Here is a 21,783-nt window from a genome sequence, read left to right on the forward strand (position 1 = left end):
ATGATAGTAAATAAATGAAGGTAAAGATTGTAACCTGTAATTCTGTGATTAAAGTCTCTTTTCCTTTAATCACTGATATTGGTCAAAACAATTAAGTTTTTCTAGCTCTATTTGCTGAGGTGTATAAAAAATAATTACTTTTCTCCGCTATCCTCAATTTCTTTTATGATTCTTACATCATCATGAAAGATATTTATGTCGTCTTTCACTGTGTTGACTCAAACCTGTTAACCCGATATTTCTAAAAGCCTATTCAGTTAACAGAAGGTTATCGCAATGAGTGCTGTTTCGTCCCTATGTCCGGAAATTGGCGGATATGTAGTCGCAAAATTTGGTGGTACCAGCGTGGCAAATTTCGATGCTATGAATAGTAGTGCCAATATCGTACTGGCAAATAAAGAAGTACGTTTAGTCGTACTGTCCGCATCTGCTGGTATTACTAACTTATTAATCGCGTTGGCGGAAGGTTGCGACGCAGATAAACGTGCTGACTACCTGAAACAGATCCACACCATTCAACACGCAATTGTTGACCGTTTGCATGACTCTGATGTTATTCGTCAAGAAATCAACCGCCTGCTGGAAAACATTAAAGCGCTTTCCGAAGCAGCATCTTTAGCAACGTCAGATGCGCTGACAGATGAACTGGTCAGCCACGGTGAACTGATGTCTACATTGTTGTTTACTGAGCTACTCCGTCAACGTGGTACCGATGTTGAATGGTTTGATATCCGTAAAATTATGCGTACTAATGATCATTTTGGCTGCGCAGAACCAGACAATATACAGCTTCAATCGCTAGTAACTGAACATCTCTTACCACGGCTACAAAATGCCCTGATAATTACTCAGGGATTTATTGGTCGTGAAGAAAAAGGGCGAACCACCACACTAGGACGTGGTGGCAGTGACTATACTGCGGCCCTGTTGGGAGAAGCCCTTAACCTGAAACGTGTTGATATTTGGACAGATGTCCCAGGGATTTACACTACTGACCCGCGAGTCGTTCCCACTGCCCAACGAATTGACAAAATTGCCTTTGATGAAGCGGCTGAAATGGCAACATTCGGTGCAAAAATTCTACATCCGGCCACATTACTGCCAGCTATTCGTTGTGACATTCCGGTATTTGTTGGTTCTAGTAAGAATCCACAAGCTGGCGGTACACTGGTTTGTGATACAACAACAGCGCCACCACAATTCCGTGCTATCGCCCTGCGTCGAAAACAAACACTACTGACACTACATAGCTTGAAGATGTTGCATGCTCAAGGATTTCTAGCTGGAATATTTACCATTTTGTCACGTCATAACATCTCCGTGGATTTGATCACCACATCTGAAGTAAATGTGGCATTAACGCTCGATACAACAGGTTCCACTAGCAAAAATGGTTATCTGCTAACCAATGCGCTTATGACTGAGCTTTCAACGCTATGCCGAGTTGAAGTGGAAGAAGATCTGGCTCTGGTAGCAATTATTGGTAACCAACTTTCTCAGGTCAGCGGATTAGGAAAACAGATTTTTGATGCACTGGAAGCATTCAATATTCGTATGATCAGCCATGGCGCCAGCAATCATAATCTATGCCTGCTTGTTCCTGGCAAAGATGCCGAGCAAATCGTTCAAACTCTTCATCAGAGTTTGTTTGAATGAATACGATCTTGTAGGTACTTGATATCCTTCCTAGATTAAAATTTGTCTCTTAATCCAATATCCTGATTAAGAGACAAAGCAGGATGGTAGTCTTACGTGTGTAGGAGAAAAAATATCGGTGGTACACTTGAGCACATCCTATACTGGCCTGACTGGAGACTACGCACCAGTATCATGCCCAACAATGCCGCTATTGTCGTAGAGGTTGTATTCCATCGACAGGATAAATACGGCTGTAATACTACTGTATATTCATTTTTATTACTAAAAGTAATCCATATCCAGTTTTGGCACTCGCAAAAGGCGGGAAGAAACGCCAACCTCGTTTTCAATCATTAGATGAACCAAACGCTCTCCATCGACCAGCACCATTCCCTCAACGGAATGAGCAAAATCACGGGCCTGAGAAGTAAAACCTGATGTAGTAATAAATACACCACGTTTTGCTTTTTGTCCTGCCAGAGCACCATAAAAAGCCTGAAGTTCAGGACGCCCTACCGTATTTTGCCAGCGTTTCGCCTGTACATAGACTTTTTCCAGCCCCAGTTTATCGAGAGAGATAATGCCATCAATCCCACCATCACCTGTTCCACCAATCCGTTGTAAATCATCCCGATGCCCGCCGTACCCCAGACGATGTAAAACATCCAGCACAATTACCTCAAAACGAGCAGGGGAAACTTGTAGCAGGTTTTCAAGTAACTCATCTGCTACCGCATCACGTAGTTCTTTTAATGCCCGATCCAGCCGATCATCAGGGCTGCTCTTTGCCAGCTCTTCTTGGTTAAGAGGTTCAGGTTTAGTATCTTGCTCAACTCCATCGAGTTGTTGTTTCAATTTCACATCCATAAAATCAAAAGCGAGATGCGTCACTTCATCTTCACTCAGTGGCTGAGGGTGTGACAATACCCAGCTAAAGCCTAGTGGCGTCAAGCACCATTTTCCTCTGGAAAGACTTTGTGACAACCCAGCTCGCTTCAGGCGATCGTGTGCCCAACCAGCGCGGTTCTTATAAACCAGTTGTCCGCTGGCAACCACTTCAGCTCGCTGATTTTCATCCAAATGGAGGGCATCTGCCGCAGCCTCATGCGCATCACGGGCTAGCGCACCTTTTTGTTTCCCCGCTAAAAAACGCAAAACAGGCTCAATAAATTTATCGTAGGTTGGTACCGCCATATCAACATTCCTGGTTATGCTGCTCTCTGACCAGATTTTTTTATCAATCCTGATAGAGTATCTGTCACACGTTTGATCAAATTTCACCAATATACCACTGAGCCAACCTATACAGCACCTTACAAATGAGTGACTTGTCTTTAAAATCTTCCCATTGAACATAATTCATTAGGGGAGTTAACATAACTGAAAAATATAAATCATTAGGACAGGACATCTCCGCTAAATGGATTATAAAAATCAGAGTAGTACCTTACACAGTAATAGTAGCCAGGCTCTCCGGGTGCTGGATTACTGGCACAAAATCGAATTCTTTGAATCCACAGATATAAAGGAACTAGAAGAGGAAGCCGAAGGAGTCATTAAGTTAACGCCAGAAGAGCTACAGGACCCCACTTGCCTGCCATGGATTAACCCTCAGCAAATAAGGCGCGCAGGGAAAAATTTCTCTCCTGCGAAAAAATATAATTACACGTTGTACTTCGGCATCTTTGATCGCAGTGAAATCTTTGAGCGCGCCAAATGTGCATTTCCGGACATCATCAATGACAAAGAAGAACAAAATCAGGATGAAGGCCGGACATGCTCTATTACACTATATGTCGATCAGGATGGATGTGCTGGCAAAGACAGTTTTGCATTCTCCACTGTAACCTGGGCTATAGGACAACTGAAAAAAAACGGACTCGACAACATTACGCTAAGCACATATGAAAAAGATACGGAGAAATTGCGCCAGCATTTTCTCGACGTCATGGCAGTAGCTGATAACCTGAAACAACAATATAGGCTACCTGCCAAACTGACGACTTATGAAATTATCGAATTTCTTAAATCAATGGCAGAGTGGACAGACTTTAGCCCCGAAATATCAACTCCTGCCCTGTACATCAAGCTTGCTCAGGCGAAAACAAAAAAAGGAAAAAACCACTCAAAGCATATTGAGCTGGACATCAATTTATTACCTCATCTATCAACCTTGCCAGAGAAGATAGCGAAAGCAGATATCAATAAATTAAAAACTGAAAGTTCAACTCCTTTAATAAAAGAAACCAAGGAAATAACTATTCTCAACAGTTTTTATATCCGTGATATAGAGCGAATCATGGAATGTATAAAACGGGATGGATTCACATTTAATTCTCCTTTAGAACGTTATCTGTCTGACACAGAAAAAAGAAAACCAGATTTACTGACACCTGATGGTAAGCCTTTACTCCTGGAAATGTTGAGGTTAAATAAGCTCCCCTTAGGTCGTTGGCCCACCGAAACCGCCCATTCCATGAGCTTGATGCAACAATTTGCCATCAACACGATTGAAGAAGAGCTGTCGCTAAGTGGCCTCTATTCTGTCAATGGTCCGCCAGGAACAGGAAAAACAACCATGCTTCGTGACCTTATTGCCAGCAATCTGGTGAAACGGGCAGAAGTATTGGCTGATCTTAATAGTGCTGCGGATGCCTTCAGCCATGAAATTACTGTTACGTTAGGTGACAAGCAACGCACCGTTAAATGCTTGTCACCATCGCTCACTGGCTTTGAAATGATTGTTGTTTCTAGCAATAACGCAGCCGTTGAGAATATTTCTCAAGAATTACCCCAGATAAAAAGTCTGGGAAAATCCTGGCAGGATATCAGTTACCTTAAGCCTGTCGCGCAAAAACTAGCCGCCTTTCATGAGCTGCCTGACGGTCAGGACAAATATAAGATCACTCCTTTAACTGAGAAAACAGAGTGCTGGGGACTGATTGCTGCCGCATTGGGTAAACAAAAAAACCGGGAGATATTTGGTACACGAGCTATCTTCCAGACAACGGAAAAGTGCATCGCCCCGCCTCCTGCCGACCAATACCGTACACTGGCTGCTGCCATTAAACAGTTAGCAAATAGCTCTGATGCTACCTCCTCGTTTACTCAGGCGCAGAACGCGTTTCGACAAGCTCAAAAGGAGCTTGAGATACTTCTCAGTGAGCTAAAAAAACTGGAGAGTCTACCCATATTGGAAGAAAACTGCCGGGTTCAGAAACAGAAAGCAGAACGTGAACGATTTCGTATCCTTTGCCTGAATACGCGCCTGACAAAACTTCAGCAAAGGAAAATCAATTGGTGGGACCTGCGCATCAGGCACAGGTGTCGTTTACGGGCCATCATTACGGGTTTGACGCTACGCCGTAATAAAGCGGAAGCACAATATCAAAAAGATCAATATACATGGGAACACTTGCAGGCCGAGCTGGAAAGCGAACAACAAACCTGCATGATTCTTAAAGAGAAATATGCTGGTGTACTTTTTACTGGACAAGATACCGATCTGGAAGCGCCTGCCATTCAACGCACTGCATCTGGCCTATGCCCAGCGTTGAACGAAGCCAGAAACCGCCTTACTGTAAAAGCCCTTGAGTTACATCAAGCATGGCTTGCCGCAGCTTACAAAGAGTGCCACTTCTCAGATTCCCTACTCGTTATCATGAATGTGATTAACGGCAGAATAGCGGACAAACAGGCCGCCAAAGCCTTGTGGCAATTGCTGTTTATGATCGTCCCAGTAGTATCCTCAACGTTTGCCTCTGTGGCTCGTCAGTTCAGCGCACTAGATGACGGGGATATTGGCTGGCTGTTCATTGATGAAGCGGGCCAGGCAACTCCTCAACAAGCTGCTGGAGCGCTGTGGCGAGCAAAACGAGCTATAGTCGTAGGCGATCCATTACAGATAGAACCGGTATTTACCATTCCACCTGCTTTCGTTGAAGGTATTGCCAGGCGCGAACTCGGTGAACAATGGAAATTATGGTCTCCGACCATAACGTCAGTACAAAACCTGGCAGACAGAGTAAATCCTTACGGCACAGAGCAGATCGCTAAAAATACATGGTTGGGAAGCCCGTTACGCGTCCACCGCCGCTGCGATGAACCTATGTTCAGTATTGCCAATGAGATCGCCTACAACAACAAAATGCTGCACGGTCTGGATAATCCATGGAGTGATGAGACGTCTTTCTGGGGCCCCAGTTGTTGGTTTGATGTACGGGGCTGTACTGAAGGCAAACATTTTGTTCCCGAGCAAGCCCAACATGTCCTGACCATGCTACAAGCCTATATTGATCATTATAAAAAACTGCCGGATGCTTACATCATTTCCCCCTTTAAACACATTAAAAAGGAACTAAACATTTTTCTGAAAGAAAAGTTATCCCCCATCAATGGACGAAATAAATGGCTAGATGAGCGAATCGGCACCGTCCATACCTTTCAGGGTAAAGAGGAGAAAAATGTCATCTTCGTACTCGGACTATCTACTGAAAAGCGCGGTGCAACTAAATGGGCATCCTCTAAACCTAACCTACTGAATGTCGCTGTCACCCGTGCGCAGAAAAGAGTCTATATCGTCGGCAGCAAAGAAATCTGGTCTGGCTGCAAATATTTCTCGGTTGCCAATGAACTGCTATAACAAACAACACAGATTAATTGATTAGTTCATTAAGGGAACTGAGGATTTGAAGAGCCAGCGTCAGAGCTAATTGTGTACAAAAAGGTGGTGTACTGCATGATGTACACCACCAGAATACCGATTATGACAGCAACCCTATTCAATAATTCTCTTCTACACATTTATCAATTTCAGGAACCTTACAGACTGAGAATACTGGCCTGACCTGGAATAGCCCATCACATTTCACCCTCAATAATTTCTCTGGTTAATTTACTACGAGCCAATTCCTCTTATTCTCCTTTACCCTATAAGGGGCAATATACGTCACTTACCGAATTACTATTAATATTCATCATAGTACTCACACTTTTATAATAAGGCATGTGATATGCTGCACAAATTTCCTGTTGTATTCACTGCATAAGGCAACGATTTTATGGAGCAGTCTCTCAACTTTGAAATGCTGCGTAGCCAGTGGCCGGAGCTTGCTGAGCTAGCGTGTATGGCAGAACATTATGTTCATTCTGACCCGGAAAGCTGCCTGGTTAAGTTACGTAACTTTGATGAACTGATAGTGCGCTGGTTGTACCGTCAAGAACGTTTGCCGGAAGGTTTCAAAGCTAACCTGTACGATCTGATGAACGCCGATGTGTTCACCAACATGATGCCAGAAGTCATTATCATGAAGATGGACGCATTACGTATTCATGGTAACCGGGCTGCACATGGTGGGCGAATCAAAGCCAAAGATACTTACTGGTTGCTGAAAGAAGCGTTTCTGTTAGGCGTTTGGCTTTACGTTCGTTACGGACATGGCAATGTAGACGACTGCCCTAAATTCACGCTCCCTCCCCTATCCTCTTCATCTAACACCGCAGATAAAAAGCGTCTTGAAGAGGCACTAAAAGCACAGGATGAAAGCCGTGAGCGTGAACTGGCGTTACAACGTGCTTTGCAGCAGGAGCAGGAAAAAGCGGAGCTACTTACTCAACGTCTGAATGAAGCCAAAGCGCGTAACCAGCAGGTTGCCGATATTCTTGCTATCGACGAAGCGGAAACCCGACGCCGCCTGATTGATTCCCGCCTGATATCAGCAAACTGGGATGTCGGTACTGAATTACAAAACACGGACCAAGTCACTCAGGAACATCCTGTTAAGGAACAACCGACAACAAGTGGTGAGGGTTACGCTGATTACGTACTCTGGGATGATACCCACAAACCACTTGCGGTAATTGAAGCCAAGAAAACCAGTGTCAATGCGGAACAAGGACGTATTCAGGCAAGACTCTATGCTGACTGGTTGGAAAAAGAGTATGGTCAACGCCCGGTTATCTTTTATACCAACGGATACGACATCTGGCTGTGGGATGACCATAAAACTCAGGGCTATCCACCACGCCGGATATTCGGCTTCTACAGTAAAGAAAGCCTGCAATATCTGATTCAGCAGCGTGAAATGCGCCTGCCATTAAATACCGTCCCACATGTTAAAGACAGTAATGGTCAACTGGTTGCCGGACGTTTATATCAGCTTGAGACTATCGCTCGCGTTAGCGAGCGTTTCACCAATAAATACCGTCAAGCATTAATCGTACAGGCAACCGGTACCGGGAAAACTCGGGTTGCTATTGCTCTCAGCAAACTAATGATTGATGCCCGTTGGGTAAAGCGCGTACTGTTCCTTTGCGACCGTAAAGAGCTGCGTAAACAGGCCGGAAATGCCTTTAAACAGTTCACCAACGATCCATTGTACATAGTGGGAAAATCAAAGAGAGAAGATAGGCAGAATGCGCGTATCTATATTGCCACTTACCCCGGTATGCTAAAGATCATGGACCGCTTTGATGTGGGTTATTTTGATCTGATCATCGCCGATGAGTCTCATCGCTCTATCTACAACGTTTATGGCGATCTCTTTAAGTATTTTGATGCGCTACAAGTGGGACTGACCGCAACTCCCATTGATATGGTAAGTAAAACTACGTTTGGCCTGTTCGGCTGCGAAGGTCGTATCCCCACGGCTAACTACAGTCTGGAAGACGCTATTGCCGACAACAATTTGGTACCTTACGAGGTAGTCACGCATACCACACAGTTCCTTCGTGACGGTATCAAGCGGGAAAAACTCAGCGACGCACAAATCCGCGAACTGGAAGATCAAGGCATCGATCCCAATATCCTGGAATTTGAAGGTCCTGCGCTGGATGAAGCGATCTTTAACAAAGATACTAACCGCCATATCTTGCGTAATCTAATGGAAAATGGGCTCAAAGATCGTGACGGACAACTGCCGGGTAAAACGATCATTTTTGCCCGTAACCATACCCATGCCATTCTCCTGAATAAATTGTTCGATGATATGTATCCGCAGTTTGCCGGGCGGTTCTGCCAAGTCATCGACAACTACGATCCCCGAGCAGAACAACTTATTGATGACTTCAAAGGGCTGGATGAAAGCACGAACAAAGAGCTCACAATCGCGATTTCTGTAGATATGCTGGATACTGGTATCGATGTACCCGAGATTGTGAATCTAGTCTTTGCAAAACCGGTAAAATCAAAAGTGAAATTCTGGCAAATGATTGGTCGAGGTACACGTATGTGTTCTGGTTTGTACGGTGAAGGCAAGAATGACAAATCACTTGATAAGCAGAAATTCCGAATATTTGACCACTGGGGCAACTTTGAGTATCACGAACTGCGTACCGAAGAAGCGGAAGTCATCCCCACTAAATCCCTTGCTCAAAAGCGCTTTGAAGCCTGGATCGCACTGGGGACCGCTGCACAACGTAAGTTTGATAAACAAGCTGTGATTCTGGTGGCCCGCCAGTTACAGGAACAAATTAACGCGCTGGACGAAAAATCTATTGCCGTTCAGGAAAAATGGCAGCAAAAAGTTCAGTACAGCAACCAAAAAGTGCTTCAGCAGTTCTCGCCAAAAACCCAGCAGGATTTGCTGGCCATCCTTGCTCCACTCATGCAATGGGTGGATGTTCGTGGTCAAAGTGAAGCCCTGCGTTTTGACATGGATATCCTGGCAGCGCAAACAGCCCGTTATACTAACCCGGATGAACTGGACGTACTCTGGCCAGTAATCATGGAAAAACTGGAACGTTTACCTCCGCATCTGGTACAAGTACAACAACAGGGACAACGAATTAACCAGCTACGTGATTTAACCTGGTGGAAAAAGGCTAGCCTGGAAGAGCTAGAAGATATGCGCATTCACCTGCGCGGCATCATGCATTTGATGGAAAAAGAGGTAACAACGCGTTGCGGGCCGTTGAACGTGGATATTACTGAAGACCTTGATCTGATTCAGTCAGAAACCCGCAAGACCAATATTCGTTCAATTGACTTCAAACTCTACCGTCAGCAAGTGCAAGGGGCGCTGGAACCTCTGTTCCAGCACAACCCAGTACTGAAGAAAATTCGTAACGGTGAGCCAGTTACAGAAACAGAGCTGGACGAATTGGCAAAACTGGTATTGATTCAGAATCCTAATGTGGACATTCGGGCACTGAAGGAATTTTATCCGCAGGCCATCGCCAGCCTGGATCAACTGTTGCGTACCATTATTGGTATGGACGGTGAAGCTGTAACAGCACGTTTCGCACAGTTTGCTTCCCATAACCATCTTAACAGCCTGCAACTGCGTTTCCTCGATTTGTTAAAAAACCACATACGTGACTTTGGAACCATCGAGATGAAACAGCTCTTCGAGCAGCCATTTACCCATATTCATAACGAAGGCATAACTGGTGTGTTTCCTGATATGACGCAAATTGCCCGTCTGCAAAAAATCGTCGAAGAGTTGGGTGTTGTCACCAGAGCTCCAGCGGTATAATAACCTCTCATGATAAGCCCAGCCCCTGGGCTTTTTATTTTTTACAAGATATAAGACGCAACAACATGATTACTGGTGAATTAAAAAGCAAAATCGATAATTTATGGGAAGATTTCTGGGTAGGTGGAATCACCAACCCACTGACCGTTATCGAGCAAATTACCTATCTGATGTATTCCCGAATGCTGGATACTCAGGAACAAAAAGACGAAAAACGTAAACAGATTACCGGCATCGACTTTAAACCACGTTTTGTACCAGTACAACAAGAATTTCGCTTTAGTCATTACAGTAATCTGGGTGCTGATGAAATGATGGAAGTGGTGCGCGATGGCGTATTTCAGCATTTCCGTCAGTTAGGGCAAGCAGAAGGAGAACAGGCAACGTTACTGGGCAACTTTATGAAAGATGCCCGATTGGAGATTATTAAACCTTCCTTGTTGACTAAAGCAGTCGATGTGATCAAAAACCTGCCGCTGGATCGTGGAGACACCAAAGGCGATCTATACGAGTATCTGCTCAGTAAACTGACAACCGCTGGGATTAACGGCCAGTTCCGCACTCCACGTCATATCATCCGGGCAATGGTCGAGATGATGGAACCAAACCCAGCACGTGGCGAAACGGTGTGTGATCCTGCCTGTGGTACGGGGGGTTTTCTGGCAACCAGCTATGAATATCTGCTGGAAAAATACAGTTCACTGGAATCGGTACATAGCGAGATCGGCACAAACGAACGCGGTGAATTAGAAGAGCAAAAAATCTTCACCGGAGATCTACTTACCCCGTGGCGTAATCATGTTGATAACAACATGTTCCACGGCTACGACTTCGATACCACCATGCTGCGTATTGCAGCGATGAACCTGATTATGCACGGCGTAGAAGAGCCAGATATTCATTATCAGGATACGATGAGTCAAAGTTTCAGCGCAAACTTCCCGCAGGCCAGTAAAAACGCCTTCAACCTGATTCTGGCAAACCCGCCATTTACCGGCTCGCTGGACGAAGAAGATATCGATCCAACACTGTCAGCACTGGTGAAAACCAAGAAAACCGAACTGTTATTCCTGGCGCGGATCCTGCAAATGCTAAAAGTGGGTGGTCGCAGTGCTACCATCGTCCCGCAAGGGGTGTTGTTTGGTTCCAGCAAGGCACACCAGTCTTTGCGTAAAACTCTGGTGGAAGATAACCAGCTTGAAGCAGTGATCAATCTGCCTTCTGGGGTGTTTAAGCCTTACGCCGGTGTGGCAACAGCGATTCTGATTTTCACCAAAGGCGGACAGACCGATGAAGTATGGTTCTATGACCTACAAAACGATGGCTACAGTCTGGATGACAAACGTAACCCAACTAAAGAAAACGATCTACCGCACTTGATCGCTTCGTGGAAACATTACCGCAAGTTGAAAGGTATGCCGGTGGATAACTTTATCGGTGAGAAATTCACTATTCTGCTAAAACAGCAGTATCCGCAGGGGATTGATGAAACGGTGAATTATCAGGATCGTACTCAGTCGACGTTTGTGGTTACAAAAGCGGATATTGCCACGCAGAAATATGATCTCTCCGTCAATCGCTATAAAGAGGTGGTGTATCAGGCGGAAGAGCATGAAGATCCGAAGGTGATACTCAAGCGGTTAAAAAATCTGGAAAAAGAGATTCTGGTGGAGCTGGATGAGCTGGAGGGAATGCTGTGATGTTAACCACATCTAGAATTGGCGATTTATGTGAGATTATTAGAGGGGTGACCTTTACTAAAGGTGAAGGAGAAAATGTTCCTTTTGACAATGCAATTCCAATTATAAGAGCTGGTAGCATTCAGAAATATTTAGAAATAGAGAGGGATCTAATATGGATCTCTAAAAAAAAGGTCAAAGACGCTCAGAAAATAAAAAGAGACGACATTTTAATGTGTATGTCTTCTGGCAGTAGCGAATTAGTAGGTAAAACAGCAATTGCCGATTCTGATTGGAATGGTAGTTTTGGTGCATTTTGTTCATTATTACGGCCTAAAATAGATAAATGTATCCCTAAATACATTTATTATGTACTTAATTCTCCGATGTTTAGAAAATGGACCACTAGTTCATCTGGCTCAAATATTAAAAACATTAGAATATCAGAACTAAATGAATTTCTAATACCACTACCCTCGTTTGAAGAACAAAAACGTATCGCTGCCATCCTCGATAAAGCTGACAGCATCCGCCGCAAGCGCGAGCAAGCAATTAAACTGGCCGATGATTTCTTGCAAGCAACGTTTTTGGAGATGTTTGGTGATCCAATGGTAAACCCTAACCATTGGAATAAATATAAACTAAAAGATATCACAACTAAAATTGGTAGCGGAGCCACTCCAAAAGGTGGGAAAAACGTTTATGTTGAAAGCGGTATATCATTCATTCGTAGTTTAAACGTTCATGATAATAAGTTTTTGCATAAAGATCTTGTATTTATCAATGACACACAAGCTTCTGCGTTGAAAAACGTTGAAGTTAAAAAGAATGATATACTCTTAAATATTACTGGTGCCTCTGTTTGCCGCTGTACGATTGTTGATAACAATATTTTGCCGGCTAGAGTTAACCAACATGTTTCTATAATTAGATCAGAAGTGGTAAATCATGACTATTTACTACACATATTAATTTCACCCAGCTTTAAACAGTACTTACTGTCTATAGCTAGATCTGCTGGCGCAACCAGGGAAGCATTAACAAAGGATCAAATAGAAAATTTACCTATTCCCATACCACCTATTGAGTTGCAAAATAAGTTCGGAATAATCAAGAGAAAAATAGAAAATATGATCGAGAAGATGGATAGTGCTAATGAAAATAGTCTCATTGAAGCATTAAGTGATGAGTATTTCTAATAATAGGGATATCTTACTTATGCCTAGTAAAAGAATTATTCTCCTGTTTACTATCTATCCACAAACTGCCACCATGCTCCCAGCAGTTTCTGGTTATAGCAAAAACGGTATCACCACTCGTAATCAGGTAGCAAAACAACAATATACTCACTCTGCTCCATAACTATGGCGCATATATACCCGTCATCTTTCAAGTTGCTTCTTTGTTGGCTGCACTCACTCACCCCGGTCACATAGTTATCTATGCTCCCGGGGATTCGCTCCCTTGCCGCCGCGATGCATCTTGAAATCCATAGGGTATATGTTTATCAACAATGTTGAACTGATGCGATAAGTCTGTAATAACCTACATACCAGCTCTCCCTACTACTGACATCTCTAAGTATCCCTGAAACAAACGAACATAAGTCAGTTGAAAATTAATGACTCCCCAACCACTGCGCCCAAGAACAATAGACAAATGAACTAAATAACTGGAATCGGCGATCAGATTAGGTGTAATACGCATAGATACCGAAATCTGGCAAAACAACGATTACACTCCAACATCTTAAGGAACAGAGAATAAGTCTCACGACTCCCCCGACTCGACGTCACATTAACATTCAATAAAAAAACCTTCAGGAAAGATTGTAATGATAACTATTCTCACATTAATATGATGCCGTGATTATTTACTGTTGATATTACAAAAGTTATGTCTGACTACATTGTTGTTTCCGCAGATCTGACGATTGAATCGTTTTACGGCGCACATCATGGCTGGCTGCAAAATTGGCTTACGCGCAAGCTGCAATCGTCCTTTGACGCCGACGATGTAGTACAGGATACCTTCCTGCGCGTGATAACCAGTGACTCATTACAGGCAATTCGCGATCCAAAATCTTTCCTCTGCACTATCGCCAAGAGGGTGATAATCGACCGGTTTCGCCGCAACGCGCTGGAAAAGGCATATCTGGAACTGCTCGCGCAACAGCCCGAGGCGCTAATGCCCTCGCCGGAAATTCGTCAGTGTCAGCTTGAGACGCTCCAGCAAATCGACCAAATGATCGATGGCCTGAGCAGCAAAACGCGTCAAACATTTTTACTGTCTCAGCTCGAAAATCTGACCTACAGCGACATTGCCGCACGCCTCAATGTGTCCGTCAGCTCCGTGAAAAAATACATGGCCAAAGCCACTGAACACTGTCTGCTGTTTCGCCTGGAGCATGAACTCTGATATGAACACCACGTTGACCCATTCTCGTCGTCAGGCTTTAAAATCAGCATCGCATTGGTATGCGGTACTGAGTAGCGAGCAGGTAAGTCCACTGCAAACTGAAAAATGGCAACGTTGGTACGAACAGCATCAGGATAATCAATGGGCGTGGCAGCAAGTGGAAAATCTGCGTAACCAGATGCTAGTGGTGCCGGGCAATATGGCAAGCCACGCACTTCAGGAAACGCACCTGTCACGTCGCAGGGTGATGAAAAGCATACTATTGCTACTAGGGGTTAGCGGTAGCTGGCAACTGTGGTATTCGGAAGCAGGAGAGGGGTTACGAGCCGATTACCGTACTACTAAAGGGGATATTCAGCAGCATCGACTGAAAGATGGCACTCTACTTACACTCAATACTGACAGTGCAGTAGATGTTCGTTTTGACCCTCTGCAGCGTCTGGTGCATCTCTGGTATGGCGAAATTGCCATCACCACCGGGCCGGATACCGGAGCAAGGCTGTTACGTGTACAAACTCGCCATGCACAACTAACCGCACTGGGTACCAAATTTACGGTTCGTCAGGAAGAGAACACCACGCTACTCAGCGTGCAGCAACATGCTGTAGAAGTGAGACTAGCCGATGCTGACCGTAAACATATTGTACGTCAAGGTGAAAGCCTAAAATTCAGCGCCACCGATTTTGGCGAACTAACAACAGCAACCGCCGAAGATAATGCATGGATACAGGGGATGCTAAGCTTCAGCGATAAACCACTGAGTGAAGTGATAGCAACCCTCGCCCGTTATCGCAATGGCGTATTACGCTGCGACCCGACTGTCGCATCGCTACGGTTAAGCGGCACTTTCCCGATAAAAAATACCGATACGGTATTAACTGTCATAGAAAAAACACTTCCCGTTAAGATCCAATACATTACCCGTTACTGGGTGAATGTTCTGCCCGCATAAAAGTCATTAACGTAAAAATAATCATTTTCAATTGTCCCTTTTTACCTCTTCATTCGACTTATAAATGAATACAGCAACAAAATGATTATGGAGACGTTATGATGCCTTTACGTGCACAGCCACTGCGCGCGCTTCACAAAGCAACACCGCTGGTAATGGCGATTCGTTTGAGCCTGTTACCGGTGGCTTGCCTAACCTCAGGGATAACGTATGCTGCGGTGGAACTAGCTAGCACACACTATGACATTAATGCAGGCGAACTGGATAAAGTTCTCAATCAGTATTCTACCCGCGCAGGTATCACTCTTTCGGTAGATTCCAGCTTAACGCGTGGCAAACAAAGCAACGGCCTACACGGCAATTACACCATCACCGATGGGCTGAACACCTTACTGGTCGGTACTGATTTGCAGGTGAAGACATTGGGCGATAATACGTTCACGCTCGAACCCGCTCCTGTTGCACAGAAAGACGTACTGACCGTAGTAGGCGACTGGCTAGGTAGCGCGCGGGAAGCTGACGTGTTTGAACATGCCGGTGCACGTGATGTCATCCGCCGTGAAGATTTTGCTAAAACAGGCGCAACAACCATGCGTGAAGTGCTAAACCGCATTCCGGGCGTCAACGCACCGGAAAACAACGGTACCGGCAGCCACGACCTGGCAATGAACTTCGGCATTCGTGGACTGAACCCGCGCCTTGCCAGCCGCTCTACAGTTTTGATGGATGGTGTTCCAGTCCCCTTTGCTCCTTACGGCCAGCCACAGCTGTCGTTAGCGCCAGTATCTCTCGGCAACATGGACGCCGTAGATGTGGTACGCGGTGGTGGCGCTGTGCGCTACGGACCACAAAGCGTAGGTGGTGTGGTGAATTTCGTTACCCGCGCTATCCCGCAGGATTTTGGTATTGATGCAAGTGTAGAAGGCCAGCTTAGCCCCACATCCTCACAAAATAACCCGAAAGAAACCCATAATTTGATGATTGGCGGGACGGCAGATAACGGTTTCGGTACGGCGCTCCTCTACTCCGGCACTCGAGGAAACGACTGGCGCGAGCACAGTGCCACGCACATTGACGACCTGATGCTCAAAAGCCGCTATGCTCCCAATGAAGTACATACCTTCAGCAGCTTGCTGCAATATTACGATGGCAGAGCGGATATGCCCGGAGGCCTCTCACGCGCCGATTACGATGCCAATCGCTGGCAATCCACTCGTCCATATGATCGCTTCTGGGGCCGCCGTCAGCTCGCAAGCCTCAACTATCAGTATCAGCCCGACCAGCAGCACAAATTCAATATTCAGGGCTTATATACCCATACCTTGCGCAGCGGCTATCTTGAGCAGGGCAAGCGCATTACTCTTTCTCCACGAGAATACTGGGTACGCAGCATCGAACCGCGCTATAGCCAGCTCTTCAATTTAGGGTCTTCAACCCATGAAGTAGGAATTGGTTACCGTTACGTGAATGAATCCAGCCACGAAATGCGTTACTACACCTCCACCAGCAGCGGCGAATTACCCAGCACGTCAAGCCCTTATGACCGTAATACCCGTTCCGGCACTGAGGCACATGCTTGGTACATTGACGACCGCATTGATATCGGCAACTGGACCATCACTCCAGGAATACGATTCGAGCACATCAAATCCATCCAAAACAATAACTTAAAAGACACTCGCCAGGAAGTAAGCTACAATGCACCTCTGCCTGCGCTCAATGTTCTTTATCACGTCACGGGCAATTGGAATCTTTATGCCAATACGGAAGGCTCGTTCGGTACTGTACAGTACAGCCAAATTGGTAAGGCTGTGAAAAGCGGCAATGTAGAGCCGGAAAAAGCACGAACCTGGGAAGTCGGAACCCGCTACGACGATGGCGCACTGACTGCGGAAATGGGGCTGTTCCTGATTAACTTCAACAATCAGTACGATTCCAACCAGACTAATGATACCGTTACGGCACGTGGGAAAACCCGACACACTGGTCTGGAAACTCAGGCACGTTACGATCTTTTCGAGCTTACACCCAAACTGGAGAACGTTTCGGTTTACGCCAACTACACGTATGTAAACGCGGAAATCCGAGAAGAAGGCGATACCTACGGGAATCAAGTACCATTTTCACCGAAACATAAAGGTACATTTGGTCTGGATTACAAACCGGGCAACTGGACTTTCAACCTCAATAGTGAATTCCAGTCTAGCCAGTTTGCTGATAACGCTAATACCGTAAAGGAAAGCGCCGATGGCAGCACCGGCCGCATTCCTGGCTTTATGTTGTGGGATGCGCGCGTGGCATATGACTTCGGCCCACAAATGGCCAACCTGACTCTGGCCTTTGGAGTAAAAAACATTTTCGACCGCGAGTATTACACCCGTTCCTATGACGATAACAATAAAGGCATCTACGCCGGGCAACCACGCACGCTCTATATGCAGGGTTCGCTGAAGTTCTGACGCTACGTTAATCTTTTCGCCGGGCTACTGCCCGGCTTTGCTATTCCTGGAGTTAAGTTATGTCTGTCCTGATTCGAGTTATGTTTATCGCTTTACTCTTCTTCACCAACTTGACACGCGTCTTCGCAGTTACGGTACAGGATGAACAAGGCAGTTTTACCCTCAATACCGTTCCTCAGCGCGTGGTCGTGCTGGAACTGTCGTTTGTTGATGCGCTGGCCGCTATCAATATCAGCCCAGTGGGTATTGCCGATGACAATGATCCACAGCGCATCCTTGCAGATGTTCGCCAGCGTATTAAACCCTGGCAATCAACAGGCACTCGCGCCCAACCAAGCCTTGAAGTCATCAGCGCACTGAAGCCTGATCTCATCATTGCAGACAGCCAACGCCACGCGGGGATTTATCGAGCACTCAAGGGTATAGCCCCTGTCCTGCTGCTGAAGTCCCGCAACGAAACCTATGAAGAAAATCTGCAATCTGCCGCGATCATCGGCAAAGTGATGGGGAAAGATAGAGAGATGGAGAAGCGACTGGCAGAGCACCGTGAACGTATGAAAGGCTATGCCAGTCAGTTGCCACAAGGTGTCAATGTGGTTTTTGGCACCTCGCGCGAACAACAATTTAACCTGCACTCCAGCGACACCTATACCGGCAGCGTCTTAACCGCATTAGGACTGAAGGTTCCCACGCCAGTTAATCACTCGGCAATAGTTTCTCTAAGCCTTGAACAATTACTGGCTCTCAATCCTGACTGGCTTATCGTGGCCCACTATCGCCAGGAAAGCATCGTGAAACTCTGGCAGCAAGATACGCTGTGGCAGATGATGACGGCACAACACAAGCATCAAATAGCGGCGGTAGACAGTAATACCTGGGCGCGCATGCGGGGAATATTTGCTGCTGAACGAATTGGCAGTGACGCAGTGAAAATCTTCCATCACCAGCCGGTTAACGAAACACCATGAAACGCCGCCATCATCCGGTCTTACGCTGGGGATTACCGCTGGTTGCACTGTTTAGCGCATTCTGGTTAAGCCTATTTTGCTATTCCGCTATTCCCATTCCCGCTATCAGTGCGCTCAAGGCTCTGGTGCCCGGTCATACACCGACGCTGCCTGAAGCTCTGGTCATCAATCTGCGGCTACCACGCAGTTTGGTTGCCATTTTACTGGGCGCAGCTCTGGCGCTGGCTGGGGCACTACTCCAAACCCTTACCCATAATCCTCTGGCCTCACCTTCCTTACTAGGAATTAACAGTGGAGCAGCGCTGGCAATGGCGCTGGTCAGCGCTTTCAGTCCAGAACCGCTAGCCGGATATTCCATTTCCCTGGTAGCGGCCTGCGGTGGTGGAATCAGCTGGATGATGGTGATGGCCGCAAGTGGCAGCTGTCAGCAAAAACACGATCGTAACCAACTGATTCTGGCGGGGATTGCCTTATCTGCCTTATGTATGGCACTGACACGTATTACGCTACTGCTTGCTGAAGATCATGCTTACGGCATTTTCTACTGGCTGGCTGGTGGTGTCTCCCATGTCCGCTGGCCTGAATTCTGGCAACTATTTCCTTTCGTAGTAGTCACTATGCCTATAGTTTTGTTGTTGGCAAAATCGCTTAATCTGCTCAACGCTGGCGATGTCTGTGCTCATACGCTTGGCGTGAACCTGACGCACTTACGTATCTTCGTCAATCTGGCGGTACTGATTCTGGTAGGAGCCTGTGTCAGTGTTGCAGGTCCGCTCGTATTTATTGGCCTGCTAATGCCGCATCTGGCACGTTTCTGGATTGGCTACGATCTGCGCCGCACGCTACCAATGTGTATGTTGCTGGGAGCGGTATTTATGTTACTTGCGGATTTACTGGCCCGTGCACTGTCCTGGCCAGGAGAACTCCCAGCAGGTACGGTGCTGGCTCTGATTGGCGCTCCTTGCTTTGTCTGGCTGGCAAGGAGACGAGCATGAATCGTCAGGTTATCTCACTTTTGATGATATTGCTGGCAATTACGCTGGTGCTAGCGCTACGCATGGGCGCACAGCCGCTTCCCTGGGAAGCGTTAATAAGCGGCTGGCAACCCAGTGACAAACACCACTTTGTACTGACGCAGTACCGCTTACCGCGTGTTTTACTGGCTATTATTGTAGGCTCAGCGCTGGCACTTTCTGGCGTTCTAGTTCAGGGTATTGTTCGTAATCCACTGGCCTCACCCGATGTACTGGGAGTCAATCATGCCGCAAGCCTGGCATCCGTAAGTGCGTTGATCCTTTTTCCTTCTCTACCCGTGCTGTGGCTTCCGCTGCTCGCTTTTGGCGGCGGAATGGCCGCACTCATCCTACTACGGGCGATTGCTAGATCTTCTTCGCCGCTGTGCCTTGCATTAGTTGGCGTGGCACTTTCAGCTACCTGGACAAGCATCACCGACTACCTGATACTCTCACGTCCACAAGATATCAACAACGCGCTGTTGTGGCTGACCGGCAGTCTGTGGGGACGCGATTGGCAATTTGTGGCTATAGCTCTACCAGTACTGATGATACTGATACCACTCAGTCTGCGCTTTTGTCGCGATTTAGATTTATTAGCCCTCGGTGATGACAGCGCCAGTACACTAGGTGTTTCACTCCTACAGGTACAATTCTGGGGATTAATGCTGGCAGTAGCGCTCGCCGCAACAGGCGTCGCCGTTTGCGGACCAATTGGCTTTATCAGCCTCGTAGTACCCCATCTCGTTCGCAGACTTGTGGGAGGACGGCATCGCTGGCTTATACCAGCATCCATGCTTATGGGAGCACAGGTTCTGCTACTAGCCGATTTGCTGGCAAGGAGCATAGCACCACCAATGGAACTGCCTGCTGGCGTACTGACCGCCATCATTGGCGCTCCTTATTTCTTCTGGCTTTTAGTGAGAATACGTAAATGCAACTAACTACAGAAAAGTTATCTGCGGGTTACGGGGAGAAACGCATTCTAAATGATCTGTCGCTCACCCTTCCGACAGGGAAAATCACAGCGTTGCTCGGCCCCAACGGCTGTGGGAAATCGACATTACTGAAATGCTTTTCGCGGCTATTAACGCCATTATCTGGAAAGATAACAATAGATAGTGAACCTTTAGCGCACTTTTCCTCACGCAAGCTCGCCAGACATTTGGCGCTTTTGCCACAACACCCTCTCACACCTGAAGGGATCGCTGTCCGTGAACTGGTTGCATACGGACGCAGCCCCTGGCTTACGTTCTGGGGGCGTTTAGCATCTCATGATCGTCGTCTTGTACAACAAGCAATGGAAAAAACGCAGATTAGCCATCTTGCCAATAAACGCGTTACCGACCTCTCTGGTGGACAGCGCCAACGCGCTTTTCTGGCGATGGTTCTGGCCCAGGATACGCCAGTAGTGCTGCTCGACGAACCCACTACGTACCTGGATATCAACCATCAGGTGGAATTGATGAAACTGCTACGTGAACTGAACAACGAAGGAAAAACAGTCGTGACAGTACTGCATGATCTCAATCAAGCCAGCCGGTACTGTGATCACCTGGTACTGCTTTCTCAGGGGCAGATTGTCGCCCAAGGCTCACCTGAGGAGGTTATGACACCGAAATTATTACAGCGGGTATTCAACATTAAAGCAGAAATTCACCCCGAGCCTGTTTCAGGTAAGCCAATGTGTGTGGTGTGTTAGGAGGGGAGCTAATGTAGCTGTTGGTTCCCTTCTCCAGTTGAAATATGCTGATGAACCGCCACAAGTCGCTTATGACCTCGGTCAGCATTTGTATTGATGAGGACGGCGAAGAGATTACCTCTCTGGTGTTGTCAGATCAGCCCAGACAACCACAGGATGCCGCAGCCGGTGATATGGCACTGGCCCATGTCCGGCGTCTGTCAGGCAATCATCTGGCACTATGGGAATCTATTCGTAACCGAACAGCCCAAAGCGATTCCTGCACAAAATCACAGGTGCGGGATGACTTACGGGCGAAAGGCATTGATGTATCAAAGAAATTCAGCCGCTGGCTGGACAAACTAGAAAATGATGGATTATTGACCGTGTTGGGTGAAGATATCCGTATTAATCAACGCCACTCTAATATGGGGGAATAAATGGTAAATGTGGGGGATATTGTCAAAAATCCAGCAATACCCCCACTTGCCACTTATTAAG

General features: G+C 46.4%; 16 protein-coding genes. 14 read left to right on the forward strand and 2 right to left on the reverse strand.

Annotated features, from left to right (window positions below):
- The first annotated feature begins 276 nt into the window (after window positions 1-276).
- Window positions 277-1,656, forward strand: coding sequence for a lysine-sensitive aspartokinase 3 (gene lysC / locus BO26_RS06860; RefSeq protein WP_036770258.1), 1,380 nt, complete (start codon window positions 277-279; stop codon window positions 1,654-1,656).
- A 264-nt stretch (window positions 1,657-1,920) separates the two neighbouring features.
- On the opposite strand, the gene BO26_RS06865 is transcribed toward lysC, so the two are convergent.
- Complete coding sequence (locus BO26_RS06865; RefSeq protein WP_036770259.1) at window positions 1,921-2,832, reverse strand: restriction endonuclease; 912 nt, start codon at window positions 2,830-2,832, stop codon at window positions 1,921-1,923.
- 226 nt (window positions 2,833-3,058) lie between these two features.
- On the opposite strand from BO26_RS06865, the gene BO26_RS06870 reads away from it, so the two are divergent.
- The 5 genes from BO26_RS06870 to BO26_RS23415 all read left to right on the forward strand — a co-directional run bounded on the left by BO26_RS06870 (window position 3,059) and on the right by BO26_RS23415 (window position 13,153).
- Window positions 3,059-6,280 (forward strand): DEAD/DEAH box helicase, encoded by a 3,222-nt coding sequence (locus BO26_RS06870; RefSeq protein ID WP_036770262.1) that lies wholly within the window; start codon window positions 3,059-3,061, stop codon window positions 6,278-6,280.
- Between the two features lie 418 nt (window positions 6,281-6,698).
- Window positions 6,699-10,112, forward strand: a complete 3,414-nt coding sequence (locus tag BO26_RS06875; protein WP_036770265.1) for a DEAD/DEAH box helicase family protein — start codon at window positions 6,699-6,701, stop codon at window positions 10,110-10,112.
- Window positions 10,113-10,177: 65 nt separating this feature from the next.
- Entirely contained in the window at window positions 10,178-11,812 is a 1,635-nt protein-coding gene (locus BO26_RS06880) for a type I restriction-modification system subunit M (protein WP_036770267.1), read from the forward strand.
- On the forward strand, window positions 11,812-12,990 hold the full coding sequence (locus tag BO26_RS21980; protein ID WP_072023228.1) for a restriction endonuclease subunit S: 1,179 nt from the start codon (window positions 11,812-11,814) through the stop codon (window positions 12,988-12,990). Before BO26_RS06880 ends, BO26_RS21980 begins: the two co-directional genes overlap by 1 nt.
- Window positions 12,991-13,009: 19 nt before the next feature.
- A complete protein-coding gene (locus tag BO26_RS23415; protein ID WP_157835530.1) occupies window positions 13,010-13,153 on the forward strand; it encodes a hypothetical protein in 144 nt (47 codons plus the stop codon).
- Between the two features lie 183 nt (window positions 13,154-13,336).
- Here BO26_RS23415 and BO26_RS23420 read toward each other — a convergent pair whose 3' ends face one another.
- On the reverse strand, window positions 13,337-13,498 hold the full coding sequence (locus BO26_RS23420) for a hypothetical protein (protein WP_477707011.1): 162 nt from the start codon (window positions 13,496-13,498) through the stop codon (window positions 13,337-13,339).
- Window positions 13,499-13,687: 189 nt separating this feature from the next.
- Here BO26_RS23420 and fecI point away from each other — a divergent pair, with 189 nt between their 5' ends.
- The 8 genes from fecI to BO26_RS06925 all read left to right on the forward strand — a co-directional run bounded on the left by fecI (window position 13,688) and on the right by BO26_RS06925 (window position 21,722).
- Window positions 13,688-14,209 (forward strand): ferric citrate uptake sigma factor FecI, encoded by a 522-nt coding sequence (fecI, locus tag BO26_RS06890; protein WP_036770270.1) that lies wholly within the window; start codon window positions 13,688-13,690, stop codon window positions 14,207-14,209.
- A 1-nt stretch (window position 14,210) separates the two neighbouring features.
- Window positions 14,211-15,161, forward strand: a complete 951-nt coding sequence (gene fecR, locus BO26_RS06895) for a ferric citrate uptake sigma factor regulator FecR (protein WP_036770307.1) — start codon at window positions 14,211-14,213, stop codon at window positions 15,159-15,161.
- Between the two features lie 98 nt (window positions 15,162-15,259).
- A complete protein-coding gene (gene fecA / locus BO26_RS06900) occupies window positions 15,260-17,620 on the forward strand; it encodes a TonB-dependent Fe(3+) dicitrate receptor FecA (protein ID WP_036770273.1) in 2,361 nt (786 codons plus the stop codon).
- A 59-nt stretch (window positions 17,621-17,679) separates the two neighbouring features.
- The gene (locus BO26_RS06905) at window positions 17,680-18,588 is read left to right on the forward strand and encodes a Fe(3+) dicitrate ABC transporter substrate-binding protein FecB (protein ID WP_036770276.1); all 909 of its coding nucleotides are present in this window, start codon (window positions 17,680-17,682) and stop codon (window positions 18,586-18,588) included.
- Window positions 18,585-19,583 (forward strand): iron-dicitrate ABC transporter permease FecC, encoded by a 999-nt coding sequence (fecC, locus tag BO26_RS06910; RefSeq protein WP_036770279.1) that lies wholly within the window; start codon window positions 18,585-18,587, stop codon window positions 19,581-19,583. Before BO26_RS06905 ends, fecC begins: the two co-directional genes overlap by 4 nt.
- Window positions 19,580-20,545 (forward strand): Fe(3+) dicitrate ABC transporter permease subunit FecD, encoded by a 966-nt coding sequence (gene fecD, locus BO26_RS06915; protein ID WP_036770282.1) that lies wholly within the window; start codon window positions 19,580-19,582, stop codon window positions 20,543-20,545. The genes fecC and fecD overlap by 4 nt, the downstream gene beginning before the upstream one ends.
- Window positions 20,536-21,303: a Fe(3+) dicitrate ABC transporter ATP-binding protein FecE gene (gene fecE / locus BO26_RS06920; protein WP_036770286.1), complete on the forward strand. Its 768-nt coding sequence runs from the start codon at window positions 20,536-20,538 to the stop codon at window positions 21,301-21,303. The genes fecD and fecE overlap by 10 nt, the downstream gene beginning before the upstream one ends.
- Before the next feature lie 71 nt (window positions 21,304-21,374).
- The gene (locus BO26_RS06925; protein ID WP_051690899.1) at window positions 21,375-21,722 is read left to right on the forward strand and encodes a hypothetical protein; all 348 of its coding nucleotides are present in this window, start codon (window positions 21,375-21,377) and stop codon (window positions 21,720-21,722) included.
- Window positions 21,723-21,783: the final 61 nt, after the last annotated feature.

Source organism: Photorhabdus australis DSM 17609 (genome assembly GCF_000711895.1).
Taxonomy (GTDB): domain Bacteria; phylum Pseudomonadota; class Gammaproteobacteria; order Enterobacterales; family Enterobacteriaceae; genus Photorhabdus; species Photorhabdus australis.

Bases quoted from the DNA above. Each gene is read 5' to 3' on its own strand.
- lysC (WP_036770258.1), top strand. From the start codon at position 277: ATGAGTGCTGTTTCGTCCCTATGTCCGGAAATTGGCGGATATGTAGTC.
- BO26_RS06865 (WP_036770259.1), bottom strand. From the start codon at position 2,832: ATGGCGGTACCAACCTACGATAAATTTATTGAGCCTGTTTTGCGTTTT.
- BO26_RS06870 (WP_036770262.1), top strand. From the start codon at position 3,059: ATGGATTATAAAAATCAGAGTAGTACCTTACACAGTAATAGTAGCCAG.
- BO26_RS06875 (WP_036770265.1), top strand. From the start codon at position 6,699: ATGGAGCAGTCTCTCAACTTTGAAATGCTGCGTAGCCAGTGGCCGGAG.
- BO26_RS06880 (WP_036770267.1), top strand. From the start codon at position 10,178: ATGATTACTGGTGAATTAAAAAGCAAAATCGATAATTTATGGGAAGAT.
- BO26_RS21980 (WP_072023228.1), top strand. From the start codon at position 11,812: ATGTTAACCACATCTAGAATTGGCGATTTATGTGAGATTATTAGAGGG.
- BO26_RS23415 (WP_157835530.1), top strand. From the start codon at position 13,010: ATGCCTAGTAAAAGAATTATTCTCCTGTTTACTATCTATCCACAAACT.
- BO26_RS23420 (WP_477707011.1), bottom strand. From the start codon at position 13,498: ATGCGTATTACACCTAATCTGATCGCCGATTCCAGTTATTTAGTTCAT.
- fecI (WP_036770270.1), top strand. From the start codon at position 13,688: ATGTCTGACTACATTGTTGTTTCCGCAGATCTGACGATTGAATCGTTT.
- fecR (WP_036770307.1), top strand. From the start codon at position 14,211: ATGAACACCACGTTGACCCATTCTCGTCGTCAGGCTTTAAAATCAGCA.
- fecA (WP_036770273.1), top strand. From the start codon at position 15,260: ATGATGCCTTTACGTGCACAGCCACTGCGCGCGCTTCACAAAGCAACA.
- BO26_RS06905 (WP_036770276.1), top strand. From the start codon at position 17,680: ATGTCTGTCCTGATTCGAGTTATGTTTATCGCTTTACTCTTCTTCACC.
- fecC (WP_036770279.1), top strand. From the start codon at position 18,585: ATGAAACGCCGCCATCATCCGGTCTTACGCTGGGGATTACCGCTGGTT.
- fecD (WP_036770282.1), top strand. From the start codon at position 19,580: ATGAATCGTCAGGTTATCTCACTTTTGATGATATTGCTGGCAATTACG.
- fecE (WP_036770286.1), top strand. From the start codon at position 20,536: ATGCAACTAACTACAGAAAAGTTATCTGCGGGTTACGGGGAGAAACGC.
- BO26_RS06925 (WP_051690899.1), top strand. From the start codon at position 21,375: ATGACCTCGGTCAGCATTTGTATTGATGAGGACGGCGAAGAGATTACC.